This is a genomic window from Flavobacterium pectinovorum (assembly GCF_006438875.1).
GTDB classification, from domain to species: Bacteria; Bacteroidota; Bacteroidia; order Flavobacteriales; family Flavobacteriaceae; genus Flavobacterium; species Flavobacterium pectinovorum_A.
In genome coordinates this window covers 139,543-161,441 of sequence record NZ_RCZH01000008.1, presented here as the reverse complement: position 1 = coordinate 161,441, position 21,899 = coordinate 139,543, and the positions used below count along the sequence as shown (strand labels likewise).

The window sequence follows — 21,899 nt, the reverse complement described above, 5'->3', positions numbered from 1 at the left end:
CTTAGTTTTGAGCTTTGGTTGAAGGGATGTAATCTAGAATTAAACGTTGGTTCGGGTTTAAATACTTTTTAGCAACTTCTCTGATTTCTTCTCTTGTAATAGAGTGGTAAAGATCAATTTCAGTATTAATCAAATTTACATCTCCATAAAGCAAGTAATAAGACGCCAGATTTTCTGCAATTCCTTCTACGCTTGCATTAGCATTCACAAAATTATTATCGAATTTATTTTGTAACTTTTGGTAATCTTTCTCCGAAATTAAATCGGTTTGGATTTTCACGATTTCTTCATCCATTTCTTTCAGAATATCGGCTGTAGTATTTGGCGCCATTGGCAAACCATACAAAATGTACATTCCGTAATCTTCCTGACTAAAACCAACGGCTCCAATTTGAAGTGCCATTTTTTTGTCATCAACTATTTTTTTGTACAATTTTGAACTTTTTCCATCACTTAAATAAGAAGAAATTAAATCCAAAACTCTTGCATCTCTAGTTTTCATTGAAGGTGTTCTATAAGAAGCAACAATCATCGGAATCTGAATATTCGGATCTTCGTAAGTTGCCTTTATAGTTTGGTTTATTGGTTCTTCTACAAAAGTTTGTTTTTTTACCTCTTCACCTCTTGGGATTGTAGCAAAATATTTCTGAATCCATTCTTTTGTTTTGGTCTTGTCAAAATCTCCGGCAACAACTAAAACAGCATTATTTGGCGTATAGAATTTTTTATTAAAAGCTTGAAATTCTTCCAGAGTTGCAGCATCCAAATCTTTCATGGAACCAATAGTTGTCCAGCGATATGGATGGTTTTTGAACATGTTTTTCTTAACCTCAGGAAGGATATTTCCGTAAGGCTGATTGTCGTAACGCATTCTTTTTTCTTCTTTGACAACCTCATTTTGTGTGTCAACTCCGATTTTATTAATTACAGGATGCATTAATCTTTCAGATTCCATCCATAAACCAAGTTCTAAACTGTTTGATGGAAAAACTTCATAATAATAAGTTCTGTCATCAGTTGTGTTGGCATTATTTACACCTCCATTTGCGGTGACGATTTTCATCCATTCACCACGTTTTATGTTTTGAGTTCCTTCAAATAATAAATGTTCAAAGAAATGCGCAAAACCCGTACGATCAGGACGCTCATCTTTTGAACCTACGTGATACATTACTGAGGTTATTACAACCGGAGCCGATGGATCATTATGCAAAATAACATGCATACCGTTGTCTAAATTGTATTCTTCAAAAGCTACCTTTTGAGCATGAGCTACTCCGCCCAGCATAAGCGCTGCACTTAACATCATTATTGAATTTTTCATAAAGATTAATAATTTATATTACCTAATAAATAGGTAGCAAAGAGTTGGTTATCGTTACATCAAAAATACCTTTTTTTAATTATCATTTAGGGATTAGGCGCTATTTTGATGATACTTTAACAGTATATTACAGCTGATTGACTTTTTTTAAGGAAAGAAATGCCTTGAAAAACAGACTTTAATGCTAAATAAATATTTTTGGAATAAGAGATTGCACAGTAAATTATTAATTGTATATTTGCAACCTTAAAAATCAATAAATCAATTTGGTATGTATGCAATCGTAGAGATAGCAGGGCAACAATTCAAAGTAAGCAAAGACTTAAAGGTTTATGTTAACCGTTTGACTAATGAAGAAGGTTCAAAAGTTTCTTTTGACAAAGTTCTTTTATTAGACGATAATGGAAACGTAACTTTAGGCGCCCCAGCTATAGAAGGTGCTTCAGTAGAAGCTAAAGTGTTACAACACTTAAAAGGAGATAAAGTTATCGTTTTCAAAAAGAAAAGAAGAAAAGGATACAAAAAGAGAAATGGTCACAGACAATATCTTACTCAAATTGTAATTGAAGGTATTACTGCAGCAGGAGGAACTAAAAAAGCAGCAGCTAAAAAAGCAGTTGTGGCAGAAGAAGTAGAAGCTCCTAAAGTTAAAAAAGCAGCAGCTCCAAAAGCAAAAAAAGAAGCTACTAAAGAATAATAACAATATTTAAACTCATACGTCATGGCTCACAAGAAAGGTGTCGGTAGTTCGAAGAATGGTAGAGAATCAGAATCAAAACGTCTAGGCGTTAAGATTTTTGGAGGTCAAGCTGCTATTGCTGGGAACATCATCGTTAGACAAAGAGGTTCAAAACATAATCCAGGTGAGAACGTTTACATCAGTAAAGATCACACACTACACGCAAGAGTAGCTGGAGTTGTTAAGTTCCAAAAGAAAAAAGATAACAAATCTTATGTATCTATCCTTCCATTCGAAGCATAATCATTAGATTACTTATTATTAAAAAACCCGTTCTGAAAAGAGCGGGTTTTTTGTTTTCTGTAAATTGAAAATTAATTATCGGCGTATATATTTAAATAAACGTTCGATTTTCTTATTTTAGTATAGAAGAAAGTATTTTCTCTTTATTCATTTTTTTGTGTCATAGTTGTGGATTTATTATTTGTATTTTTGAATGGATTAATCTATCTCAATTTTGAAAAAAATAGTTTTCCTTTTATTTCTTTTTTGCACAAGTCTATTTGCGAAAGAAATTCATCCTACTGAACAAGTCGTATCATTAAACGATTCTCAAAAAAAGATTTTATATGAATTTGCTGTTTTACGAAATAACGGTTCTGATGCTAACACTTATTGGCAAAAACACAAGAATCAATTTTCTGTAATAAATGACACGCTAAGAGATCAATTAGCAACTGAAATTTATGCCAATTCTCATATTATTTATAGTCCTGTAAAAGATTCTGCGGTTCAATTATGGATGCAGACGCAATCGCTTACCAATTGGATGTTGTACCTCGCCGCATTTATTGCAATATGTGCCATAATAGGTTTATTGCGCAATTACTGGAGTTTGCTTATTGATATTCTAATCAAGCAATTTGCACCAATATTCAGACTTTTATTCTCTGCAATTTTATTAACGTACGAATTATTCTTTCTCGGAATTGTTTTTATTATTTGCGGATGTTATATAGAAGAAATAACATTACGCACTATAGTAATTCATGTTGGTTTGTTTTTATTATGGAGTCAGTCAACGGCTATTTTTACTCAGAAATATTTAGTTAAGAAGTATATTTTTGAAATAAGAAATACTTTTTGGGGAAGCAATAAATGGGAAGTGGTCAAAACAATCTGCCTTCCTGCAATTATAGTTACGATGGCCCTTTTGTATGTATTGTATAAAATTCCGGGTGATGCATTGTATAATTATGAGATTGTTGTTTCTGCTATGGCGGTTATTTGCGCTTTGCCTGTTTGGCGTAGTTTAGAGCGTTATATTTCTCCAATTTTAATTCCCTATAAAGATACTTTTATCGAAAGAAGTGTATATTCGCTTGCGGCTTGTGTTGTTTTGGGCTTAATTATTAATGGCTTATTTATAGGAATAAATGATTCACTTTTTTCGTATGTAATAATTGCTTTGACAAGTTTGCTTATTATTTCGTTCTTGCTATTATCGCTTAAAGAAAATTTCAAACACAACTATAAGAATTACTATTATTTGCAATTTATTACGGTTCTCTTTTTTATTGCAGTATTGTTTTATAGTTTTTATATTCATTCTGGCGAGATGATTTGGGCATCTTTATTGGGAACAAGCATCTATATTATTATCAAATATTGGGAGATTCCAACCTTTTTTATTAGTTGGAAAAGAAGTAAAACATCTACTTGGGGATTTTTGGGAATGGCGGTTTTATTGTGGTTATTGGCAAAAGGTATTTTGTATGTTTCGGGGATGATGTATGTTTAATATAGATTTTTTTTGTTCATTTCGGTCGAAATGATAAGAATGTTATCGGAGTTTCAAATAAAGAAAAAAACCTTTGTAAAAGTTTAAAACCAAGAATGTAAGGAACTTTAATTTGACAAAGATTTCAAAAAAATCACACAAACAGCCGTAATCTTGTCATTTCGACGGAGGAGAAATCACACGCGGGGAGAACGCACTGTTGTCGAGCTACTTTATGTGATTTCTCCCTTCGGTCGAAATGACAAAAAATACGCAGAACTGCTTTGAACATAAGCTTTTCCAAAGTTCCTTACATTCTTGGTTTAAAACTTTGACAAAGGTCTGTATATGTTTCGTTATAAAAATTAAGATCCAGAATTGGAATTTGGTCCCGAAACTTCGGGATTAAAATTCGGAATTTAAACTCTTTATTCCTCAGTATCTTTTGTTTCTTCCAGATCATTAGATTTTCTTCCCACTTTTATTTTTGGATTGTCTTGCGTTCCTGTGACTGTTAATGGGATTCCGAAGATTCCAAGAGGAGGAAGGCCAAGACGCATTTTTAAGTTCAGTTTTCCGTCTAAGCTTGTTGTGCCTTCGATTCTGGGTCTGAAACCCGCAAACTTAAATTTAAAGCGTTCTACAGTCATGATGTTGTTCTTGATTGTCGTTTTAATATCAACTTTCGAAAGATCCGGATTTTGCATTGATTCAGAATTTGTTGCTTTGCTTACGGCATTAAACATTTTTAGACCTCTTACTTTTACATCTTTTATAGAAAGTGTTCCGCCGCCAACAAGTGATGGATAAACTGGATCCATATTAGCGTTTAAGCGACCTTTTAATTGATAATCTACAGAAACGATTCCTTGTGCTTTTTCGGCAGCACTTGCCATTTTTCTAAATACATCAATCTCGTTATAAGCTCTTTTAATATCAAAATCAGAAGCTTTGATAGCGTAATCGAAGTTTGCTTTTTTAGGTGTTACCGCCTGGTAATTTGCATTCATAGAAACAGCACAGCCAATTAAGTTGAATCCCGTGTTTTGCATGCTCAGTTTGCCTTTGTTCATGCTTAGGTTTCCAACTGCATTTAGAAGGTTTAGTTTGTCAAAATATACTTTTTGAGCATTTGCTGTAAATTGCAAATTCAGATTGGTTGGAATAATAATGACTCCTTTTTGTGCAGGTTGAGTTTGTGGTTGCGTCTCTGTTTTATTTTCTGTAACAGATGTATTTGCTGGAGTACTCGACATAAACTCATCAACATTAATATATCGTGACGTAACTTTAAAAGAGCCTTTTAAAACGCCCGTATTTGTGGTTACATAATTAAAGACATTTTGAAGATAACCATTCATTCTAAAATCTGATTGACCATATGCAGCCAAAAAGTTATTGAAAGACATTTTATCCTGATTGATTTTGAATATACCTTCTTTAATGATGAATTTCTTAGGAAGATATTCTGATGATATGCCAATGTTTCTAAGTTCAAGTGTTCCTTTGTTGTAAAGTTTACGGTAATTTCCTTTTTCGGCATCACTTTGTTTGCCTTTTAGAACCACATCTGCTTTTACGAAACCATCGAGATCAAGTCCTTTTTGAGAGAAAACTTTATAGATTTTATTGACATCTAATTCTCCTTTTGCTTTGATATCATAACTTAAATCATTAAAATTACTCAAATCTGCTTCTACAAAAACAGGTTTGCCTTCAAAAGTGAATTGAGCTGGTTTTAGGGTCACTTTTAAATCATCAAAAGTTCCTTTTTGGTTCTCAATCTTAGATTTTATTGTAATATTTGTGATTGGGTTTGGGTAATATGGAGTTTTTAAATATCCGTTTTCCAAGTCAATAACACCATTTGTCACAGGAAGGAGTTTCTTTTTTGGGTCGAATATTCCGTTTGCTTTTACATCTCCTTTTAGGTTACCTTTTAGAACTACATTAGGGATTCCAAGTGCCTGCATTAATTTCCCAAGATCAATATTAGCTTTAAGATCGGCATTAATATCAGGAGTGTTTACACCTTTTACATAGAACTTTGATTTTAAATAATCCTTGTTGATGTTTAAAGACAGATTTTTAGCATCAACAATTAAAAGGTCCGGATTTAAAGACGGAACTTTTGTTTTAACGTCTAAATTCAAGTTCGAAACGGGAAAAGCACTTTTGTTATAATTGACAAATCCGCTGTCTATTTTCGCATCCAGATTAAGATCCGGAGCTATCTTTTGTGAGGTAATATAATCTCCTTTTAAAGTAAAAAGCAAATTGGTATTTCCTTTTATTTCCGTTTTCGAAAGCCAGGTAATATATTTTGGCGGTAATGCGGTAAAGACATCATGCAAATTACTATTGTCTGATTTTATGACAAAATCCATATTATAGCCGTCTTTCAAAAAGTTGAATTTTCCTTTAAAGTCAACTAGAAGTTGATTGATTTTTAAGTTGTTTTGCTGAAAAAAGAAAGATAATGAGTTTACGTTTACTTTGGTAATTAAATCGGCATCGACTTTTTTATTCATTAAATAAGGTTCCCCTTCGTAAACAATATTTAATTTCTCGATTTTAGCTTTTGAATACAAGTCAAAAACAGCTTTGTTTAGATCTCCTTTTCCTAAATAATCAAATCCAAAAGCGTCAAAATGGACTTTAGTCGATTTGTCATCGTAAATTATTTTACTGTTCAAAATCTCAATTTTTTCCAGTTTTAAGGCAGTTTCGGTGGTGTCTTTAGAATTTTTTGCTTGAGAAGATGATTTATAAATATTATAATTTGCTTCTCCTTTTTCATTTACTTTTACATTGATAAATGAATTGGATAAATAGATCTGATCAATTTTTACGGCTTTACTAAAGACTAAACTTGCTACATTTATTCCAAAAGAAATTTCTTTTGCGGTGATAAATTTTTCGTTTTTATACGGTGCAGATCCGTTAAGGTTTAAGTCGGTTAAAGTTAAAGTTAACGAAGGAAAATGCTGAAAAAATGAAACCGACATATCAGAATAATTCAATTCTGCACTTAGTTTCTCGTTGGCTGTTTTTTTAATTTGCTCCTTTATTTTATCTGCAAAAATGATAGGAGTCAGGAATAATAATCCTATAATAACAACAAAAGTAATTCCTAGATATTTAGCCGTTTTTAGTAAAATGGACTTTATTTTATTTGTAGACATAACAAGTTGTGGGTATTTATAGGTAAAATGAAAATTGAATTTAAAAAAGGTTATTATCCGTGTACGGTTTCACTTTTTCCGTAATTGGTAATAATTGACCCTTCATATTCAATCCATTCTTTCCAGCGTTTATCGATATCTATATTGTCAGTATATTTTCTTGCAAATCCTAAAAAAGTAGTATAATGCCCTGCTTCAGAAATCATTAAATCGCGATAGAATTTAGCCAATTCTTCGTCTTTTATATTTTCCGAAAGTACTTTAAAACGCTCACAACTTCTGGCTTCAATCATGGCCGAAAACAATAAACGATCACAAAGTGCATCTTTACGGCTTCCGTCTTTTTTCATGAATTTAAAAAGCTCATTTACGTAATGATCCTTTCTTTCGCGCCCCAATGTCAAACCTCTTTTTTTGATAATGTCATGTACCATTTGCAAATGTTCTAACTCTTCTCTCGCAATAACAAGCATTTCAGTTACCAATTCTTCCAATTCAGAATTGTAAGTAACTAAGCTAATGGCGTTTGAAGCTGCTTTTTGCTCACACCAGGCGTGATCTGTCAGAATTTCTTCGATATTTGACTCTACTATATTTACCCAGCGAGGGTCTGTAGCTAATTTTAATCCTAACATAATTTTATCAGAAATTTGTATCCTGCAAAATTAGTCATTTTTCTGACCAAAAATCAGGAAATATCGTGCAAATGAGCGTAAAAAAGCATTATTTTGTATATTGAAAACAACGAAAATGAATCAAACGAAAAAACTGTTAATTATTGGCTTTGTCTGGCCTGAACCAAATTCGTCTGCGGCTGGTGGAAGAATGATGCAATTAATTTCCATTTTTAAGCAAAACGGATTTGATATTACATTTGCAAGTCCGGCGATGGATAGTGATTTTATGGTTGACTTGTCTGAATTTGGAATAGAAAAAAAATCAATTGAATTGAATAATGCCAGTTTTGATGATTTTATAGTGGCTTTAAATCCAGATGTTGTTTTATTTGATCGTTTCATGATCGAAGAGCAGTTTGGCTGGCGTGTTGCTGAAAATTGTCCAAAAGCAATTCGATTATTAGACACGGAGGATTTACATTGTTTAAGAACGGCGAGACAAAAAGCTTTTAAGGAAAATAGAACTTTCGAGTTTATTGATTTGTTATCTGAAGAAGTTGCAAAACGAGAAATTGCCAGTATTTTAAGATGTGATTTGTCTTTTATTATTTCTGAATTTGAAATGAAAATCTTAAAAGAGGTCTTTAAAATCGATTCGGATTTGTTGTATTATCTGCCGTTTTTGGTTTATGAAATGTCTGAATTAGATCTTCTGAAATTGCCTTTGTTTGAAGAACGTAAAAATTTTGTTTTCATCGGAAATTTTCTTCATGAACCTAATTGGAACACGGTTCAATATTTGAAAGAAACAATTTGGCCTATAATCAAAAAGCAATTTCCCGAAGCAGTTTTGGAAGTTTATGGCGCTTATCCTTCGCTTAAAGTATTGCAATTGCATCAGATTAAAAACGATTTCTTAATTAAGGGAAGAGCCACAGATGCAAATGAAGTTGTGAAAAAAGCCAGAGTTGTTTTGGCGCCAATTCGTTTTGGAGCAGGTTTAAAAGGAAAATTATTAGAAGCCATGCAATGCGGAACTCCGAGTATGACATCAACAATTGGTTCAGAAGCAATGCACGCAGATTTACCCTGGAATGGTTTTATTACAGATGATGTGGAGACGTTTGCCAAAAAAGCAGTTGACCTGTATCATGATGAAAATTTGTGGAAACGATCACAAAAAAATGGAGTTGCAATCGTCAATGAATGTTATCAATTAAGCAAATATTCTACGGCATTAATTGCAAAGATTAATTTGCTATTGAATGATTCTGAAAGTCATCGTTTACAAAATTTTATGGGAAGTTTACTTCAGCATCATACTTTAAAAAGTACTAAATACATGGCAAAATGGATCGAAGCTAAAAATAAAAATTAAGCTTCCATTTTTCCAAAACCTACTGTTTCTCGATACAATTGTGGAGAAACATCGGCATTTGTTTTGAAAAATCTGCTAAAGTAATGTTCGTCATCGTAACCCAGTTCGTACGCGATTTCTTTTACTGTTTTGTTGGTCATGTATAATTCTCTTTTGGCTTCAATAATGATTCTTTCGGCGATTAAATCTGTTAAGGTTTTGTTGAAATAATTTTTAGATATTTTTGCTAAGGCTTTCGCCGAAATATTCAGCATTTCAGCATAATTTCCGGCAGAATGTTTAGTTTTGAAATTGTCTTCTATAGCATCTTTTAAATTTTGAAGAATAAAAGGTTCTTTAGCATTTGGAATTGATTTCATTTCTTCTAATTGCTGATTTTTTAATCGCGAAGCTGTAATCAAAAATATCTTTAAATAAGAAACCAGCGATTCATATTGCGCCAGATCAGTATTTTGAATTTCATTTTTCATCTGGTCCAAAACCATCTTAAAAGTAGCAGAAGCTTCATCGGTAATTTTAACAAAAGGCGGCTGATATACATTATTGAATAAAACGCCGCTGCAGGAAACCTCTTTTTGATGCATGTGTATGCAATAAAAATCGGGGTGAAAGTGAATCGCAATTCCTTCAATTGGCTCATTTACACAAAGCATAAATGGTTGATAAGGTGAAAAGGCGAGGAGTGAATTTTCTTCAAAATGATGTTCGGCAAAATCAGCTTTTACTTTTCCTCTTCCTTTTGTAACCCAAATTAAAGAGAAAAAATTATTTCGCTGCAAATGATCAAAGTGGCTGTTGTCACCAAAAGGGAGTAGTTTGAAAGCGAGATTTCCAGTCTGAGGATTTATTAGCGTAAAAACATTCTGGTTGCTCATAATAACTGTTTTTTTGAAAATATAAAGATAGTCATGAATGAATTCACAACTATCTTTACACTTGTTTTTTGTTTGAATTACTTTTGAAGTTCTAAACTTGGAACTGCAGGAAAATCAATTTCTGTATTAGCAGTATTATTGAAATAGTTAGTTAAAACATTCAAAGCTACATGCGCTACAGTTTCGGCAATTTCAGCTTCTGAAACTCCTGCGTTTTTAACCGCATTCACATCTTCATTGCTAACTAATCCATTTTTGCTTACTAATGTTTTAGCAAATTGAAGAATAGCTTCTGTTTTTGCATCTGCAGAGTTTCCTGTTCTTGCATCTTGTAAAACTTGTGGATCAGTTTTTAATAATTTTTCTCCAATAAAAGTGTGAGCGGCTACGCAATAATCACATGAATTGCTTTCTGAAATTGCTAAAGCTAAAAGTTCACCTGTTTTTGCGCTTAATTTTCCGTGGCTCAAAGCGCCGCTTAAATTCAAATATCCTTCTAATACCGCAGGAGAATTCCCCATTGTTCTCATCATATTAGGTACAACTCCCAATTTAGCTTGTACTGCATTGAATAAATCTTTTGTTTTTCCTGTTACTTCTTCCGGGTTTAATGCTGTTAATCGTGTCATCTTATTTAATTTTTTAAAGTTGTTTTTATTTGTTGTCTTTTGACATTACAAAGGTGCGACGATGACAGATTTTAGAACATGGAGAATTTACGCTATGTAATGGACAATTTTCCCTGAGCGTTTTTTTTAAGTGAAAAACAATTGTTTTGATTTATATGATGAGAGTAATTTTTAGGAGCTAATCCCGCTATCCGTTACAATCTTTTGTGGCGAACCCCGCCACAAAAGGATTTCCACTCCTATCGGGGCTATGGCAATCATTTTCATGAGAATATCTTCGTTTGTTATGTTACAGAAGTGACAAGATTGTGTTTATCGTTGCGAAGAATGGATTAAAATCCATCCCTACAATATATTTTGTTCCTCCGGAACTTTTTCTAAAATTCCGAAGGAATGGGTTATTTTGTAGCAACGTCCCGAAGCTCAATGTCATTAAGTTAAGCTTTTTTGACTAGCCTCCAGCTTGAGCTGGAGGTGACTAATACGCACAATAAAATGGCTTTAGCCAAATCACACATTTTTGGCTAAAGCCTCTTAGATTGATTTTATATAAACTCCAGCTAAAGCTGGAGGCAATTCAAAACTACACTTTGCGAGAAAATTATAATTTGAAAAAACTTAACTTAATGACATTGCCAGAAGTTTCGGGATTAATCCATAGAAAAGGACAAAAAGATTTGTTTTATCAAAATAAAAAATCCCCGATTATGCTAAATAATCGAGGATTTGTATATAAAGTGAAAACTGCTCACTGAAAACTGAAACTGCAGACTGAGACTTTAAACTACTTCAATAAATCTCCAACAGCTTGAACTGTCGTTGCGTGATAACCTGATTTAGCTTTGTCAAAAATTTGTTTTGCCCAAACTTTTCCTTCTGGAGTTTTGACAAGTTCTTTGTATAGAGTCATTAGAGATCCGGTTCTGCTGGTTGCGATCATGAATTGTTCGATTGCAGGATAAGCCGTTTTGTAGTCATGACGAATTGCCTGAACAAACCACTGACGCTTGATTACGAAGTTTCCGTTTTTGGTAAAACTGAATTCTCCATCAATTGCGGCCATTTCTTCAACAGTTATATCAGCAGGTAAATAATCTATAAAATGCTGTTTTTCTGTAGTCGATTTTATTTTTTGACTTAATCCTTTAACACCAGTTTTTCTCCAGTTTTTTTGAATACTGTCAATCGCAGTAAAATCATCAGAATGTACTGAAATAATATTTGATGGAATTCCCGGTTTGTAAATCCAATCATCTAGTTTTAGTTTATCGGCAAGAGCTTTATCTCCTTTAATAAGATTATCGTTGATATATTTTACAAAATCTTCTGTTGTAATAGATTGAAAAGCGTGTGCGTCAAAATAATTTTTAATAAACGGATCAAATTTTTCGCGTCCGACTGCTTGTTCAATTACTTTTAGAAAGTTATATCCTTTTACGTATGGAATTTGGCTAATTCCATCATCAGGATTTCTTCCCGTAAGGCTCACTTTTAATCTTGTATCCGGATTTGTTGCGCCAAATTCTGCAATGTTATCGTCTAAATCTTTACGAGTTAAAACATCTTGCATTTCAGCTTCTTCTTTCCCGAAAATTTCTTCGCCAATTCTGTGTTCTACATAAGTTGTAAATCCTTCGTTTAACCAAATATCATCCCAGGTTGCATTTGTAACTAAGTTTCCGCTCCAGCTATGACCTAATTCATGTGCTAATAAACTCGTTAAAGAACGATCTCCCGCAATTACACCAGGAGTAAGAAAAGTTAAATTTGGATTCTCCATTCCGCCATAAGGGAAACTTGGAGGTAAAACCAATACATCATAGCGTCCCCAACGATAAGGTCCGTAAAGTTTTTCGGCAGCAATAACCATTTTTCCTAATTCGGCAAATTCCCAAGCTGCTTTTTTGATTAGAGATGGTTCTGCATAAACTCCGGTTCTGTTGTCGATTGCTTTAAATTCGATATCTCCAACAGCAATTGCCATTAAATAAGACGGAATTGCTTTGTCTTGTTTGAAAGTATAAACTCCGGTATCATTTTTTTGCTGTGGATTTACGGCGCTCATTACAGCCATTAAATCTTTAGGAACAGTAACTTTTGCATTATAAGTAAAACGAACTCCCGGTGAATCCTGACAAGGAATCCAGGTACGTGACCAAATGCTTTCGCCTTGAGAGAAAAGGAATGGTTTCTTTTTGTCTGCAGTTTGTTCCGGTGTTAACCATTGTAGTGCAATAGCATCTTTGTTTGTACTGTAGTAGATGTTTACTTTAGTAGTATTTGGTTCAATCGTGATGTGAAGTGGTTTTCCGTGAAATTCAACGGCTGCACCAAGTTCAAATTTCGTTTCTTTTTCTTCGTCACCTAAAGTTACTTTGGTAATGTTTAGCGTGTTTTCGTCGAAGATAATCTCGTTTCCTTTGCTGATATTGTCAATTAACCAGGAAGCTTTTCCTGAAATGGTCTGGGTGTCAAAATCGACTTTAATGTCAAGATCTAAATGTTTAACAACGGCTAATTCCGGTTTGGAATAAGAGTGTTCGTCTGTGACAACAGCAGTTTTTTCTGTCTGGTCTTTTTTCTGACACGCCAGAGCCGTCAGGAATAAAGTTGCAAGGATTATTTTTTTCATTTTAAGAGATGTTGAATTTAAGGATGAAAATTAAACAAAAAATCCCGTTTTGAATAAACAAAACGGGATTTTATTATGAATTACCTTCTCCCGAAGCTTCGGGATGCTCAGGCCGACAAAATATTATGCCAACATTGTAACCGGGCTTTCGATGTATTGTTTCAATGTTTGTAAGAATTGAGCGCCAGTTGCACCGTCAATTGTTCTGTGGTCACACGCTAATGATAACATCATTGTGTTTCCAACTACAATCTGACCGTTTTTAACTACTGGTTTCTCAACAATTGCACCTACAGAAAGGATTGCAGAGTTTGGTTGGTTGATAATTGAATTGAATTCAGTGATACCAAACATTCCAAGGTTAGATACTGTAAAAGTACTTCCTTCCATTTCTTGCGGTCCAAGTTTTTTGTTTTTAGCTCTTCCTGCAAGATCTCTTACTGAAGCTCCAATTTGAGATAAACTCATAGCGTCTGTAAATTTCAATACAGGAACTACTAATCCGTCTTCAACCGCTACAGCAACACCAATATTAACATGGTGGTTGATGATGATAGCATCTTCTTTCCACTGAGAGTTAATTTTTGGGTGTTTTTTCAAGGCCAAAGCACAAGCTTTAATTACCATATCGTTAAAAGATACTTTTGTATCAGGAACAGTATTGATTGTTGCTCTCGCAGCCATTGCGTCATCCATGCTTACTTCAATCACTAAGTTATAGTGAGGTGCAGTAAATAAAGATTCTGCCAAACGTTTTGCGATAATTTTACGCATTTGAGAATTTTTGATCTCTTCTGTGAAAACTTCTCCGGCAGGAACAAATACTTTTGGTGCAGCAGGAGCAGCAGTTTCAGCTTTTGGTGCGGCAGAAGTTGCAGTTGCAGCAGGTGCTTGTGCAGATGGAGTAAAGTTCTCGATATCGCTTTTTACGATACGTCCGTTTTCTCCTGAACCTTTAACCTGAGTTAATTGGATTCCTTTGTCAGAAGCAATTTTCTTAGCTAATGGTGAAGCTAAAATTCTTCCTCCGTTTGAAGTTTCAGCTACAGTTTCTGTTGCTTTCTCAGCAGCAGGAGCGGCTTTTGCTTCTTCAGCAGCAGGAGCACTTGTAGTACCTCCGGCAGTATAATTTGCAGGAATTCCTGAAACGTCAGTTCCAGCTGGTCCAATGATTGCTAATAAACTATCAACAGGAGCTGTATTTCCTTCTTGAATTCCAATGTATAATAATGTTCCTTCATTGAAAGACTCAAACTCCATAGTAGCTTTGTCAGTTTCAATTTCGGCTAGAATATCTCCTTCAGCAACTGCATCACCTACTTTTTTCAACCAGGTTGCTACAGTTCCTTCAGTCATTGTGTCGCTCAAACGTGGCATAGTTACAACTATAACACCTTTTGGCAATTCAGTTGCAGCTTTTGCTGCAGGAGCAGCAGTTTCTGTTTTTGCTTCAGCAGCAGGAGCAGCTTCTGCTTTTGGTTCCGAAGCTTCGGAACTAGCAGGGGCAGTACCACTGGCTAAAAGAGCAGAAATATCTTCTCCTTCGTTACCAATGATTGCTAATAATGAATCAACAGGAGCAGTTTCTCCAGCTTGAATTCCGATATATAAAAGAGTTCCTTCATTGAAAGACTCAAATTCCATTGTTGCTTTATCTGTTTCAATTTCAGCTAAGATATCTCCTTCGCTAATTTTGTCGCCTACTTTTTTTAACCAAGTCGCTACCGTTCCTTCCGTCATAGTATCGCTCAAGCGAGGCATTGTTACTTTTATCGCCATGATATATTATAGTTTATGAGGTGTGAATGGATAGTCTTCTTGTGCGTATACGACATCGTATAATTGTTGTAATTCAGGATATGGAGATTCTTCAGCGAATTTCACACATTCTTCAACCAAATCTTTAACTCTTTGGTCAATTGCTTCAATTTCTTCTTCTGTAGCATACTTTTGATCCATAATTACATCTAAAACCTGAGTAATAGGGTCAATTTTTTTGTACTCTTCAACCTCTTCTTTAGAACGGTATAATTGTGCATCAGACATTGAGTGTCCTCTGTAACGGTATGTCTTCATTTCAAGGAAAGTTGGTCCGTCACCACGACGAGCTCTATCGATAGCTTCTGTCATTGCTTCAGCAACTTTTACAGGATTCATTCCGTCAACTGGTCCGCAAGGCATTTCGTATCCTAAACCAAGTTTCCAGATATCAGTATGGTTTGCAGTTCTTTCTACAGAAGTTCCCATTGCATAACCGTTGTTTTCAACGATAAATACTACTGGCAATTTCCATAACATAGCCATGTTGAAAGCCTCGTGTAATGAACCTTGTCTTGCAGCTCCATCACCAAAATAAGTCATGGTAACTCCGCCGGTTTCAAAATATTTATCAGCAAAAGCTAAACCAGCTCCTACCGGAATTTGTCCACCTACGATTCCGTGACCTCCGTAAAAACGGTGTTCTTTAGAGAAAATGTGCATAGAACCTCCCATACCTTTAGAAGTTCCAGTAACTTTTCCTAAAAGTTCAGCCATTACACGTCTTGGATCAACTCCCATACCAATTGGTTGTACGTGGTTTCTGTAAGCAGTAATCATTTTGTCTTTAGTCAGGTCCATAGCGTGCAAAGCGCCCGCCAGTACAGCTTCCTGACCATTATATAAGTGTAGAAAACCTCTAACTTTTTGTTGAATGTATAATGCTGCAAGTTTGTCTTCAAACTTTCTCCAAAGTAGCATGTCTTCGTACCACTTTAAATATACTTCTTTTGTAACTTCTTTCATCTGAATTCTTTCTTTTGCTAAAGTTTGTTTGTGTTATCAATTGTTGCCTATAACGCAAAATAGTTTCCTCCCACAAATTTGCGCCCGAAAGGTCGGGATGCAAAAATAAGACATTCCTATTAAGAAGTAAAATTTAAACGCCACTTTTTGGCTTTTTTTTACAAGAACTTTTTATCAAACATAAAAGGAAGCAGATTTTTTAGGGATGTTGATTTGTAAACTTCACCAATTTCGCCCATAAAATAAATTTCTATAGGGGTGTCTTGCTTGATTTCATATTCTGCAATTGACTGACGACAAGAACCGCACGGAGGAATTGGTGCTTTGGTTTGGTTCGTGTCTGAGGCTGCTGTAATGGCTATTTTTAAAATTTTAGCTTCCGGGTACATACTTCCTGCATAAAAAATGGCAGTTCTTTCTGCGCATAATCCTGATGGATAAGCGGCATTTTCCTGATTTGAACCTAAAACTATTTTTCCGTTATCCAATAGTAAAGCTGCGCCAACTCTAAATTGAGAATAGGGAGCGTAAGCCTTTTTGCGGATCTCAATGGCTTGATTCATTAAGTCCTGAACGTCTTTTGATAATTCGTTTAAGCTGTCGAAAACTATAAATGAGGATGTAATGCTTATTTCTTTCATTTCTTTTTATGGGAAAAAAAATCCAAATTCCTAAATAAATAGAAATTTGGATTGTTATTATTTTATTGTTTTTTGGGTCTAGTAAACTTCGTATTTGTCACCAAAGTTAAACGTTAAAGAAAAACGAAGTGTGTTTTCTAACGGATTTTTAATTTTTGATGCTGAAAATAAGTATGAAACGTCAACTTTTACTACATTGTATTTGAAACCTGCTCCTAGAGAAAAGAATCTTTTTGCTCCTTTTTCAGGACTTTCATGATAATATCCTAAACGCATTGCAAAAGCATCCTGATACATATATTCTCCTGCAACACTATAAGTGATTTCTTTTAATTCTTCGCTAAAACCACCCGGAGCATCTCCAAATGATTTAAAAATTCCTGAAACCCAACCAATGTCATTGTAGTTTTTGTAGTTTATTGAATTAGCTTCTTGCTGAGAAATGTCTCCCGGATCTGTAAAATCTCCATCTCCATTTAAATCTACAGCAGTTCCAGGTCCCGGAGGAGTTGGTACAAGAAGTTTGGTAAATTCGACACTAACAGCAAATTTATTGTAATCATCAAATATAAAATCAAAACCACCACCAACTCTTAAATTAGCAGGTATAAAGTTTGTGCTTATATTATCGTGATCGTAGCTTATTTTTTGACCTAAATTTTGCATGTTGAAACCTGCTCTCCATCTTCCGTTGAAGTCAGAGTAGGCAATTTCTTCAGATTGATAGAATCCGGCAACATCCACAGCAAAAGTACTTGCTGATGATGCATCAACTTCTTCAGATGCAATTTTTAGATTTGAATTAATAAAACGTGCTGCAACCGCCATCGAGAATGTTTCGCTCAGTTTTAGCGAGTAAGATCCGTCCAGGGCAAACTCGTTTGGCGATACAGTTCTTGTTGGTTCGCTTGGGTCTCCGGTTGTTCTTAGTTCAATATCTCCAAAACCAAAATAACGGAAACTTCCTGCAAAGGCACTTCTCTCATCGATTTTGTTGTAATAAGTTACCTGACCAAGAGAAATATCGTTGGCAAGATCTGTTAAATAAGGAGTGTAGCTGATAGAAAATCCTTGTTTATCTACTGCAAAAGCATACTTCGCGGGATTCCATTGTTGTGAGAAAACGTCAGATGAAGTAGCTACTCCCTGATCTGCTAAGCCGGCTGCTCTGGCATCTGCTGCAACTAATAAAAACGGAACTCCTGTTGTGATAGGTCGAACAAGTTCCTGGGCTTTTGCGTATGAAATAATTAAAAAACAAGTTAATAAAAGTGATATTTTTTTCATTTGGGATTAATGTAGTTTTATTGCAAATATATATATTATTATAGAATGACAAGCTTTTCGTATTTTTCTGCTTTTTTATTTGTTAAATTAGATTTAACTGTAAGTTTATAAATATAAACTCCTTTTCCTATTCGATCTCCAAAATCATCTCTTCCGTCCCACGTTATTTCTCTTGATAAGAAGCCTTCTGTATTGATGATTTGATTTTTTGTCCACACTACTTTTCCTGTGATAGTCATGACTTGAACCTGTGCTTCCAATGGTTCGTAAGGTCTGTTGTGCGTGAACCAGAATTGAGTGTAAGTCGAAAATGGATTTGGATAATTAAGAACGTGTGTTAATGTTAGTGAATCATCTCCAACTACTGTAAATTGTATTTCGCTCGTTACCGGATTATTATAAACATCCCATGCGGTAAAGCTTATCGTGTGTAATCCGGGAGCTATATTTCTTAACGGAAAGCGTAAATTTCCATTGGTGTAATCGTCTAATTTTGTCTGATAATAATCGTTCAAAATGTACGGATTACTTACGTCTCCATCTAAAATTGCTATAATATCATGACCAATTCCGCTTGCTGTATTTATTCCGTTTTCATCTTCAAGAAACGCTAATAAAAAAGGTGATTGGTTTGTGATTCCACCTGATACAAAAGTTTCATCGTTCATATATAACTTAACTTTTGGACTAATATTGTCCTGAGGTGCATTTTCATTTATTCCTCCTATTTTAATACTAGTATTATAGCCCGATTGGTTTTCTAATGCTCCGTTTTTCTTCGAATAAAAACTAATTCTTCCATTATCTACCGGAATTCGAATGTCTCTTGGCACAACAAAACTAAATTCAAATTGACCATTTGTTACTGAAGCATTTCCTCTAAAGATAGTTTCTCCGAGAGTTTTGAATGACATTGCAGGGCTATATCCATCATTATTTAAGGTAGAAGTTGTGATTGATTTATCGAAAATTGCAGTTGCTAATTCTCCGTTATAATTGCTTAGAAGTACATTGTTTTCATCTGTAATTTCTCCTGTGATTTTAATTTTCGCCAAAGATTTAAAGTCTGGAATCGTTTGAGAAATCACAACATCATTTACTTTTGTTAAATTTATTTTCGGTTTTGCGATTGCTAACATTAAAGCCGGATCTCCAATATAAAAAATAACATTGCTTGCAGAGCTTGGACTTTCGTTTTTGGAATTTCTAAGTACTTCTGAAATGGCAGCGTATTGATTTGAACCAAATGAAAATAAATTTTTATTCAGGATATCATTAAAGTTTTCGGCAGTAGGTTGTCCGATTTCGCGAATCGTTGTCAGCAAAGAAATCGCTCCGCCTTTTGGATTCCAATAGACGTATTCTCCTGCCGTTGGTCTTGTTGGATCGTCAAATCTTGAAAATTCACATGTAATGGTGATAAACAGCGGGTATTTATATTGATTGTTTAAATTTTCACCATCTGATTTTTCCCAAATTCTTTCGCTTGCTAAACCATCCTCTCCACCATGTCCCAGATAATTAAAAACTAACGCACCTTTTTCAAAAGCATTAAAAAAATCTGATCTTGCTTTCGGATATCTCGATCCTCCTGCAGACGCTTCTTGTGTATAAGAGTCTAAAAGAATTTTGCCAACATTAAAAAACGGCTTTTCAGTTGCAATACGATCTGCTAATGCGTTTTGACGGGCTTGTAAAGACGAATCTGAATTCTGGTCAGAATCATCACTTAATAATACGAGATTGTTTCTCCAGTTTCCATAGGATTTTGCATCATGATATTCCACAACTTTATTAACCATTTCTGATGCCTGAGCATTATCAGAAACTAACATTCTTCCAACTGCAATGTCAATTCCACCAAAAAAAGAATTATCATTTCCTTCGTCAGGATCCATACGCGCATAAAAATCATCTGACGCATATGATTCTTCTCCAACAGTATTGCTGCATAAAGCATGATATATAGGTACAATATTATTGTTGTTTGGAATTCTGTCTTTATAATCAAATGAAGCATCCCCGAATAAATTTAAAAATTTTATCTTTTTTTCGGCTGAAGTGGCATTTTCATAGATATATCTGATGCAATTTCGAATGGCTGCGATATCCTGTTTTCCGGATGAGAATTCCTGATAAATATTTTCTAGTGCAATTACTTTTACATTTAAATTGGAATAAGTCCGATGAAAACTAGCTAGTTTTTCTGCTTGAGAAACTAAAAACTTTGGAGCAATAATTACATAATCGATATCCTGAAAATTATTCGGGATATTTTTAAATAAGGTTCCTTTTAAGTTTTGATTGGCGATTTTAGACTGGCTTTCTTTTAAAGGTGTAAAATAATCGGCAGCATCAATGGCGATGTATTTTCTAATTTCACCCAAATTTGCTTTAAAGCTAAAAGTGGTCTGATTTGGATTTTCAATTTTTGATACATTATATAGGTCTGTAATGTCCCAAATTTGAGAAATTCCCTGAGCGCCTCCAATAGTGTAATTTACAACTCCCGGAGTCGAGCCGGCCAAATCGTATTGGAATTTAAATTGTTTTCCAGTACCTATTAGTTTTCTTTTGGCAATTAAATTGATGTAATCCAGATATCCTTTAGATCCGGGAACACCATTATTGTTATAAGCAAGTTTGATTTTTATGTTATCAGTTCCAGTAAAAGTGCTTTTAAAAGGAGAAACCAAAGTATCATATTTTGTAGCAGAACTAGCAGTTAAGGCTTTAAAGTTTAAAGTGCCAATATTTTGTCCGTTAGCAGAAACCGCAAACGAAGTAGGAGTGTAGGCTGCTGCTGCTGCATTAAGCTGTATTTTTACAGGAACAGAAGTTTCGAGATTTTGAAAGTTAAATTCAAATTCCTGTTCCTGATTGATATCGAATGATTCTCCCAGCCATCTGCGCCCTAAATGGACAATGTTTGTTTGATCGATTTCGTGGTATTGATAGTCATCAAACGTGTTTAGTTCAAGAGTGCTGCCTGTTGTAGGCTGATTTAGTGACGAAATTCGTTTTCCGTCACCTCCGTTAGCTGTTATATAATAGTAAGATTTTGTAGCGTATAGATTAAGGTTAGTTTGGCTTTCAGAACTCCAATTGTTGACTCCTTCGGCATAAAATAGAATATAATCTTCATTGTTGAATGTTCCGTCACCTTCTCCGGATATCTGAATCGCATTTTCAATTAAGTCTTCCGGATAATAAGCGCTATTGGCCAAAGGAAGCATTCTTCCTCCGTTTCCGTAAATTTTGATTCTTCTTGGATCTACTTTGCCTGGGTCAAATCCTAAACTTTGCAAAAAAGACTTTGAGATTTTGTAAACGCCTGATTTTTCAACATAGAAACGATACCAATCTCCGCTTGCTAAAACGGAATTGTAGATTGAAGCAGCTTTTTGAAAAGAAGATGTATTGGCTCTCTTTGATGTTGTATTGCTTGAAGAATAAGAGAATGATTTGATTCGTTTGTAAGTGTTTCCGTCCCTTATAATAGGATAAAGAAATAGAAAAGATTGTTTTTGATCTCTTGAAGTAGTTGTTTTTAATGTTTCATTTGGTTTTGCAGGTATGTTTTCCTTTGTTAAATCTCCCAGGTCTGCAATTGACATTGATTCGTAAATAATATTTGTTATTTGCACAGAATTAGCTGCTGAAGCTCCTGTTTGGTTCAGGTTAAGTAATAATGTTATGGTTTTTTTTGTAGTGTCATAGCGAAAACTACTTCCTGAAAAGGAAGGAATAGTTGCTTTTGAATCTCCAAAACTCATCTCTTTTTTGTTTTGCCAATCTAATGTGAAGCTGCCATTTATCTGGGAAAATGAGATAAGTGGAATTAAAAAGAAGTATAAGATTAAGGCTTGTTTCATCAGCTGGAAAATCGGGATTAATTTAAAATTATTTTAGTAAGTAAAAATATAGTATTTCATGTTATAGTAAATAATAAAAAGTATATTTTTGCGTTCGTAACTATAGGTTATTTTCTGGTAAAAAACAGCTAAATAAAATTATTAGAACGGATGTTGCTAATTAAATGTTAATTATTATATTGCAGCACCTAAATTTATCACCTAAGAATGAGT

15 protein-coding genes are annotated in these 21,899 nt (G+C 34.3%); 4 read left to right on the top strand and 11 right to left on the bottom strand.

The genetic code is table 11. The features are described 5' to 3' along the window. Position 1: 1 nt before the first annotated feature. Positions 2-1,324 carry a M16 family metallopeptidase gene (locus EAH81_RS13615; RefSeq protein ID WP_140507940.1) on the bottom strand — a complete coding sequence of 441 codons (1,323 nt, stop codon included), beginning with the start codon at positions 1,322-1,324 and terminating at the stop codon, positions 2-4. Positions 1,325-1,595: 271 nt separating this feature from the next. Between EAH81_RS13615 and rplU the strand changes: the two genes are divergently transcribed. The 3 genes from rplU (at position 1,596) to EAH81_RS13600 (ending at position 3,804) form a co-directional block, all read left to right on the top strand. Beyond that, complete coding sequence (gene rplU, locus EAH81_RS13610; RefSeq protein WP_140507938.1) at positions 1,596-2,021, top strand: 50S ribosomal protein L21; 426 nt, start codon at positions 1,596-1,598, stop codon at positions 2,019-2,021. 24 nt (positions 2,022-2,045) lie between these two features. Further along, a complete protein-coding gene (rpmA, locus tag EAH81_RS13605) occupies positions 2,046-2,306 on the top strand; it encodes a 50S ribosomal protein L27 (protein WP_017497241.1) in 261 nt (86 codons plus the stop codon). Between the two features lie 214 nt (positions 2,307-2,520). Continuing rightward, entirely contained in the window at positions 2,521-3,804 is a 1,284-nt protein-coding gene (locus EAH81_RS13600) for a hypothetical protein (protein WP_241676562.1), read from the top strand. Between the two features lie 407 nt (positions 3,805-4,211). Here the strand turns inward: EAH81_RS13600 and EAH81_RS13595 are convergent, their stop codons facing one another. Further along, the gene (locus tag EAH81_RS13595; RefSeq protein ID WP_140507936.1) at positions 4,212-6,968 is read right to left on the bottom strand and encodes an AsmA-like C-terminal region-containing protein; all 2,757 of its coding nucleotides are present in this window, start codon (positions 6,966-6,968) and stop codon (positions 4,212-4,214) included. Positions 6,969-7,021: 53 nt separating this feature from the next. After that, on the bottom strand, positions 7,022-7,603 hold the full coding sequence (locus EAH81_RS13590; protein WP_035685975.1) for a tRNA-(ms[2]io[6]A)-hydroxylase: 582 nt from the start codon (positions 7,601-7,603) through the stop codon (positions 7,022-7,024). 115 nt (positions 7,604-7,718) lie between these two features. On the opposite strand from EAH81_RS13590, the gene EAH81_RS13585 reads away from it, so the two are divergent. Then, complete coding sequence (locus EAH81_RS13585) at positions 7,719-8,963, top strand: glycosyltransferase (protein ID WP_140507934.1); 1,245 nt, start codon at positions 7,719-7,721, stop codon at positions 8,961-8,963. Here EAH81_RS13585 and EAH81_RS13580 read toward each other — a convergent pair. The 8 genes from EAH81_RS13580 to porU form a co-directional block, all read right to left on the bottom strand. Next, on the bottom strand, positions 8,960-9,838 hold the full coding sequence (locus EAH81_RS13580) for a helix-turn-helix domain-containing protein (RefSeq protein ID WP_140507932.1): 879 nt from the start codon (positions 9,836-9,838) through the stop codon (positions 8,960-8,962). The genes EAH81_RS13585 and EAH81_RS13580 overlap by 4 nt on opposite strands. Positions 9,839-9,915: 77 nt before the next feature. After that, on the bottom strand, positions 9,916-10,467 hold the full coding sequence (locus EAH81_RS13575; protein WP_140507930.1) for a carboxymuconolactone decarboxylase family protein: 552 nt from the start codon (positions 10,465-10,467) through the stop codon (positions 9,916-9,918). Between the two features lie 784 nt (positions 10,468-11,251). Further along, positions 11,252-13,099: a hydrolase/aminopeptidase gene (locus EAH81_RS13570; protein WP_140507928.1), complete on the bottom strand. Its 1,848-nt coding sequence runs from the start codon at positions 13,097-13,099 to the stop codon at positions 11,252-11,254. 123 nt (positions 13,100-13,222) lie between these two features. Then, positions 13,223-14,878: a pyruvate dehydrogenase complex dihydrolipoamide acetyltransferase gene (locus EAH81_RS13565; RefSeq protein WP_140507926.1), complete on the bottom strand. Its 1,656-nt coding sequence runs from the start codon at positions 14,876-14,878 to the stop codon at positions 13,223-13,225. 6 nt (positions 14,879-14,884) lie between these two features. Further along, positions 14,885-15,883 carry a pyruvate dehydrogenase (acetyl-transferring) E1 component subunit alpha gene (gene pdhA, locus EAH81_RS13560; RefSeq protein ID WP_140507924.1) on the bottom strand — a complete coding sequence of 333 codons (999 nt, stop codon included), beginning with the start codon at positions 15,881-15,883 and terminating at the stop codon, positions 14,885-14,887. A 158-nt stretch (positions 15,884-16,041) separates the two neighbouring features. Beyond that, on the bottom strand, positions 16,042-16,524 hold the full coding sequence (gene cdd / locus EAH81_RS13555) for a cytidine deaminase (protein WP_140507923.1): 483 nt from the start codon (positions 16,522-16,524) through the stop codon (positions 16,042-16,044). Positions 16,525-16,602: 78 nt separating this feature from the next. Next, positions 16,603-17,811 (bottom strand): type IX secretion system outer membrane channel protein PorV, encoded by a 1,209-nt coding sequence (porV, locus tag EAH81_RS13550; RefSeq protein ID WP_140507920.1) that lies wholly within the window; start codon positions 17,809-17,811, stop codon positions 16,603-16,605. Between the two features lie 38 nt (positions 17,812-17,849). Further along, the gene (porU, locus tag EAH81_RS13545) at positions 17,850-21,686 is read right to left on the bottom strand and encodes a type IX secretion system sortase PorU (RefSeq protein WP_140507918.1); all 3,837 of its coding nucleotides are present in this window, start codon (positions 21,684-21,686) and stop codon (positions 17,850-17,852) included. Positions 21,687-21,899 lie beyond the last annotated feature (213 nt).

Bases quoted from the DNA above. Each gene is read 5' to 3' on its own strand.
- EAH81_RS13615 (WP_140507940.1), bottom strand. From the start codon at position 1,324: ATGAAAAATTCAATAATGATGTTAAGTGCAGCGCTTATGCTGGGCGGA.
- rplU (WP_140507938.1), top strand. From the start codon at position 1,596: ATGTATGCAATCGTAGAGATAGCAGGGCAACAATTCAAAGTAAGCAAA.
- rpmA (WP_017497241.1), top strand. From the start codon at position 2,046: ATGGCTCACAAGAAAGGTGTCGGTAGTTCGAAGAATGGTAGAGAATCA.
- EAH81_RS13595 (WP_140507936.1), bottom strand. From the start codon at position 6,968: ATGTCTACAAATAAAATAAAGTCCATTTTACTAAAAACGGCTAAATAT.
- EAH81_RS13590 (WP_035685975.1), bottom strand. From the start codon at position 7,603: ATGTTAGGATTAAAATTAGCTACAGACCCTCGCTGGGTAAATATAGTA.
- EAH81_RS13585 (WP_140507934.1), top strand. From the start codon at position 7,719: ATGAATCAAACGAAAAAACTGTTAATTATTGGCTTTGTCTGGCCTGAA.
- EAH81_RS13580 (WP_140507932.1), bottom strand. From the start codon at position 9,838: ATGAGCAACCAGAATGTTTTTACGCTAATAAATCCTCAGACTGGAAAT.
- EAH81_RS13575 (WP_140507930.1), bottom strand. From the start codon at position 10,467: ATGACACGATTAACAGCATTAAACCCGGAAGAAGTAACAGGAAAAACA.
- EAH81_RS13570 (WP_140507928.1), bottom strand. From the start codon at position 13,099: ATGAAAAAAATAATCCTTGCAACTTTATTCCTGACGGCTCTGGCGTGT.
- EAH81_RS13565 (WP_140507926.1), bottom strand. From the start codon at position 14,878: ATGGCGATAAAAGTAACAATGCCTCGCTTGAGCGATACTATGACGGAA.
- pdhA (WP_140507924.1), bottom strand. From the start codon at position 15,883: ATGAAAGAAGTTACAAAAGAAGTATATTTAAAGTGGTACGAAGACATG.
- cdd (WP_140507923.1), bottom strand. From the start codon at position 16,524: ATGAAAGAAATAAGCATTACATCCTCATTTATAGTTTTCGACAGCTTA.
- porV (WP_140507920.1), bottom strand. From the start codon at position 17,811: ATGAAAAAAATATCACTTTTATTAACTTGTTTTTTAATTATTTCATAC.
- porU (WP_140507918.1), bottom strand. From the start codon at position 21,686: ATGAAACAAGCCTTAATCTTATACTTCTTTTTAATTCCACTTATCTCA.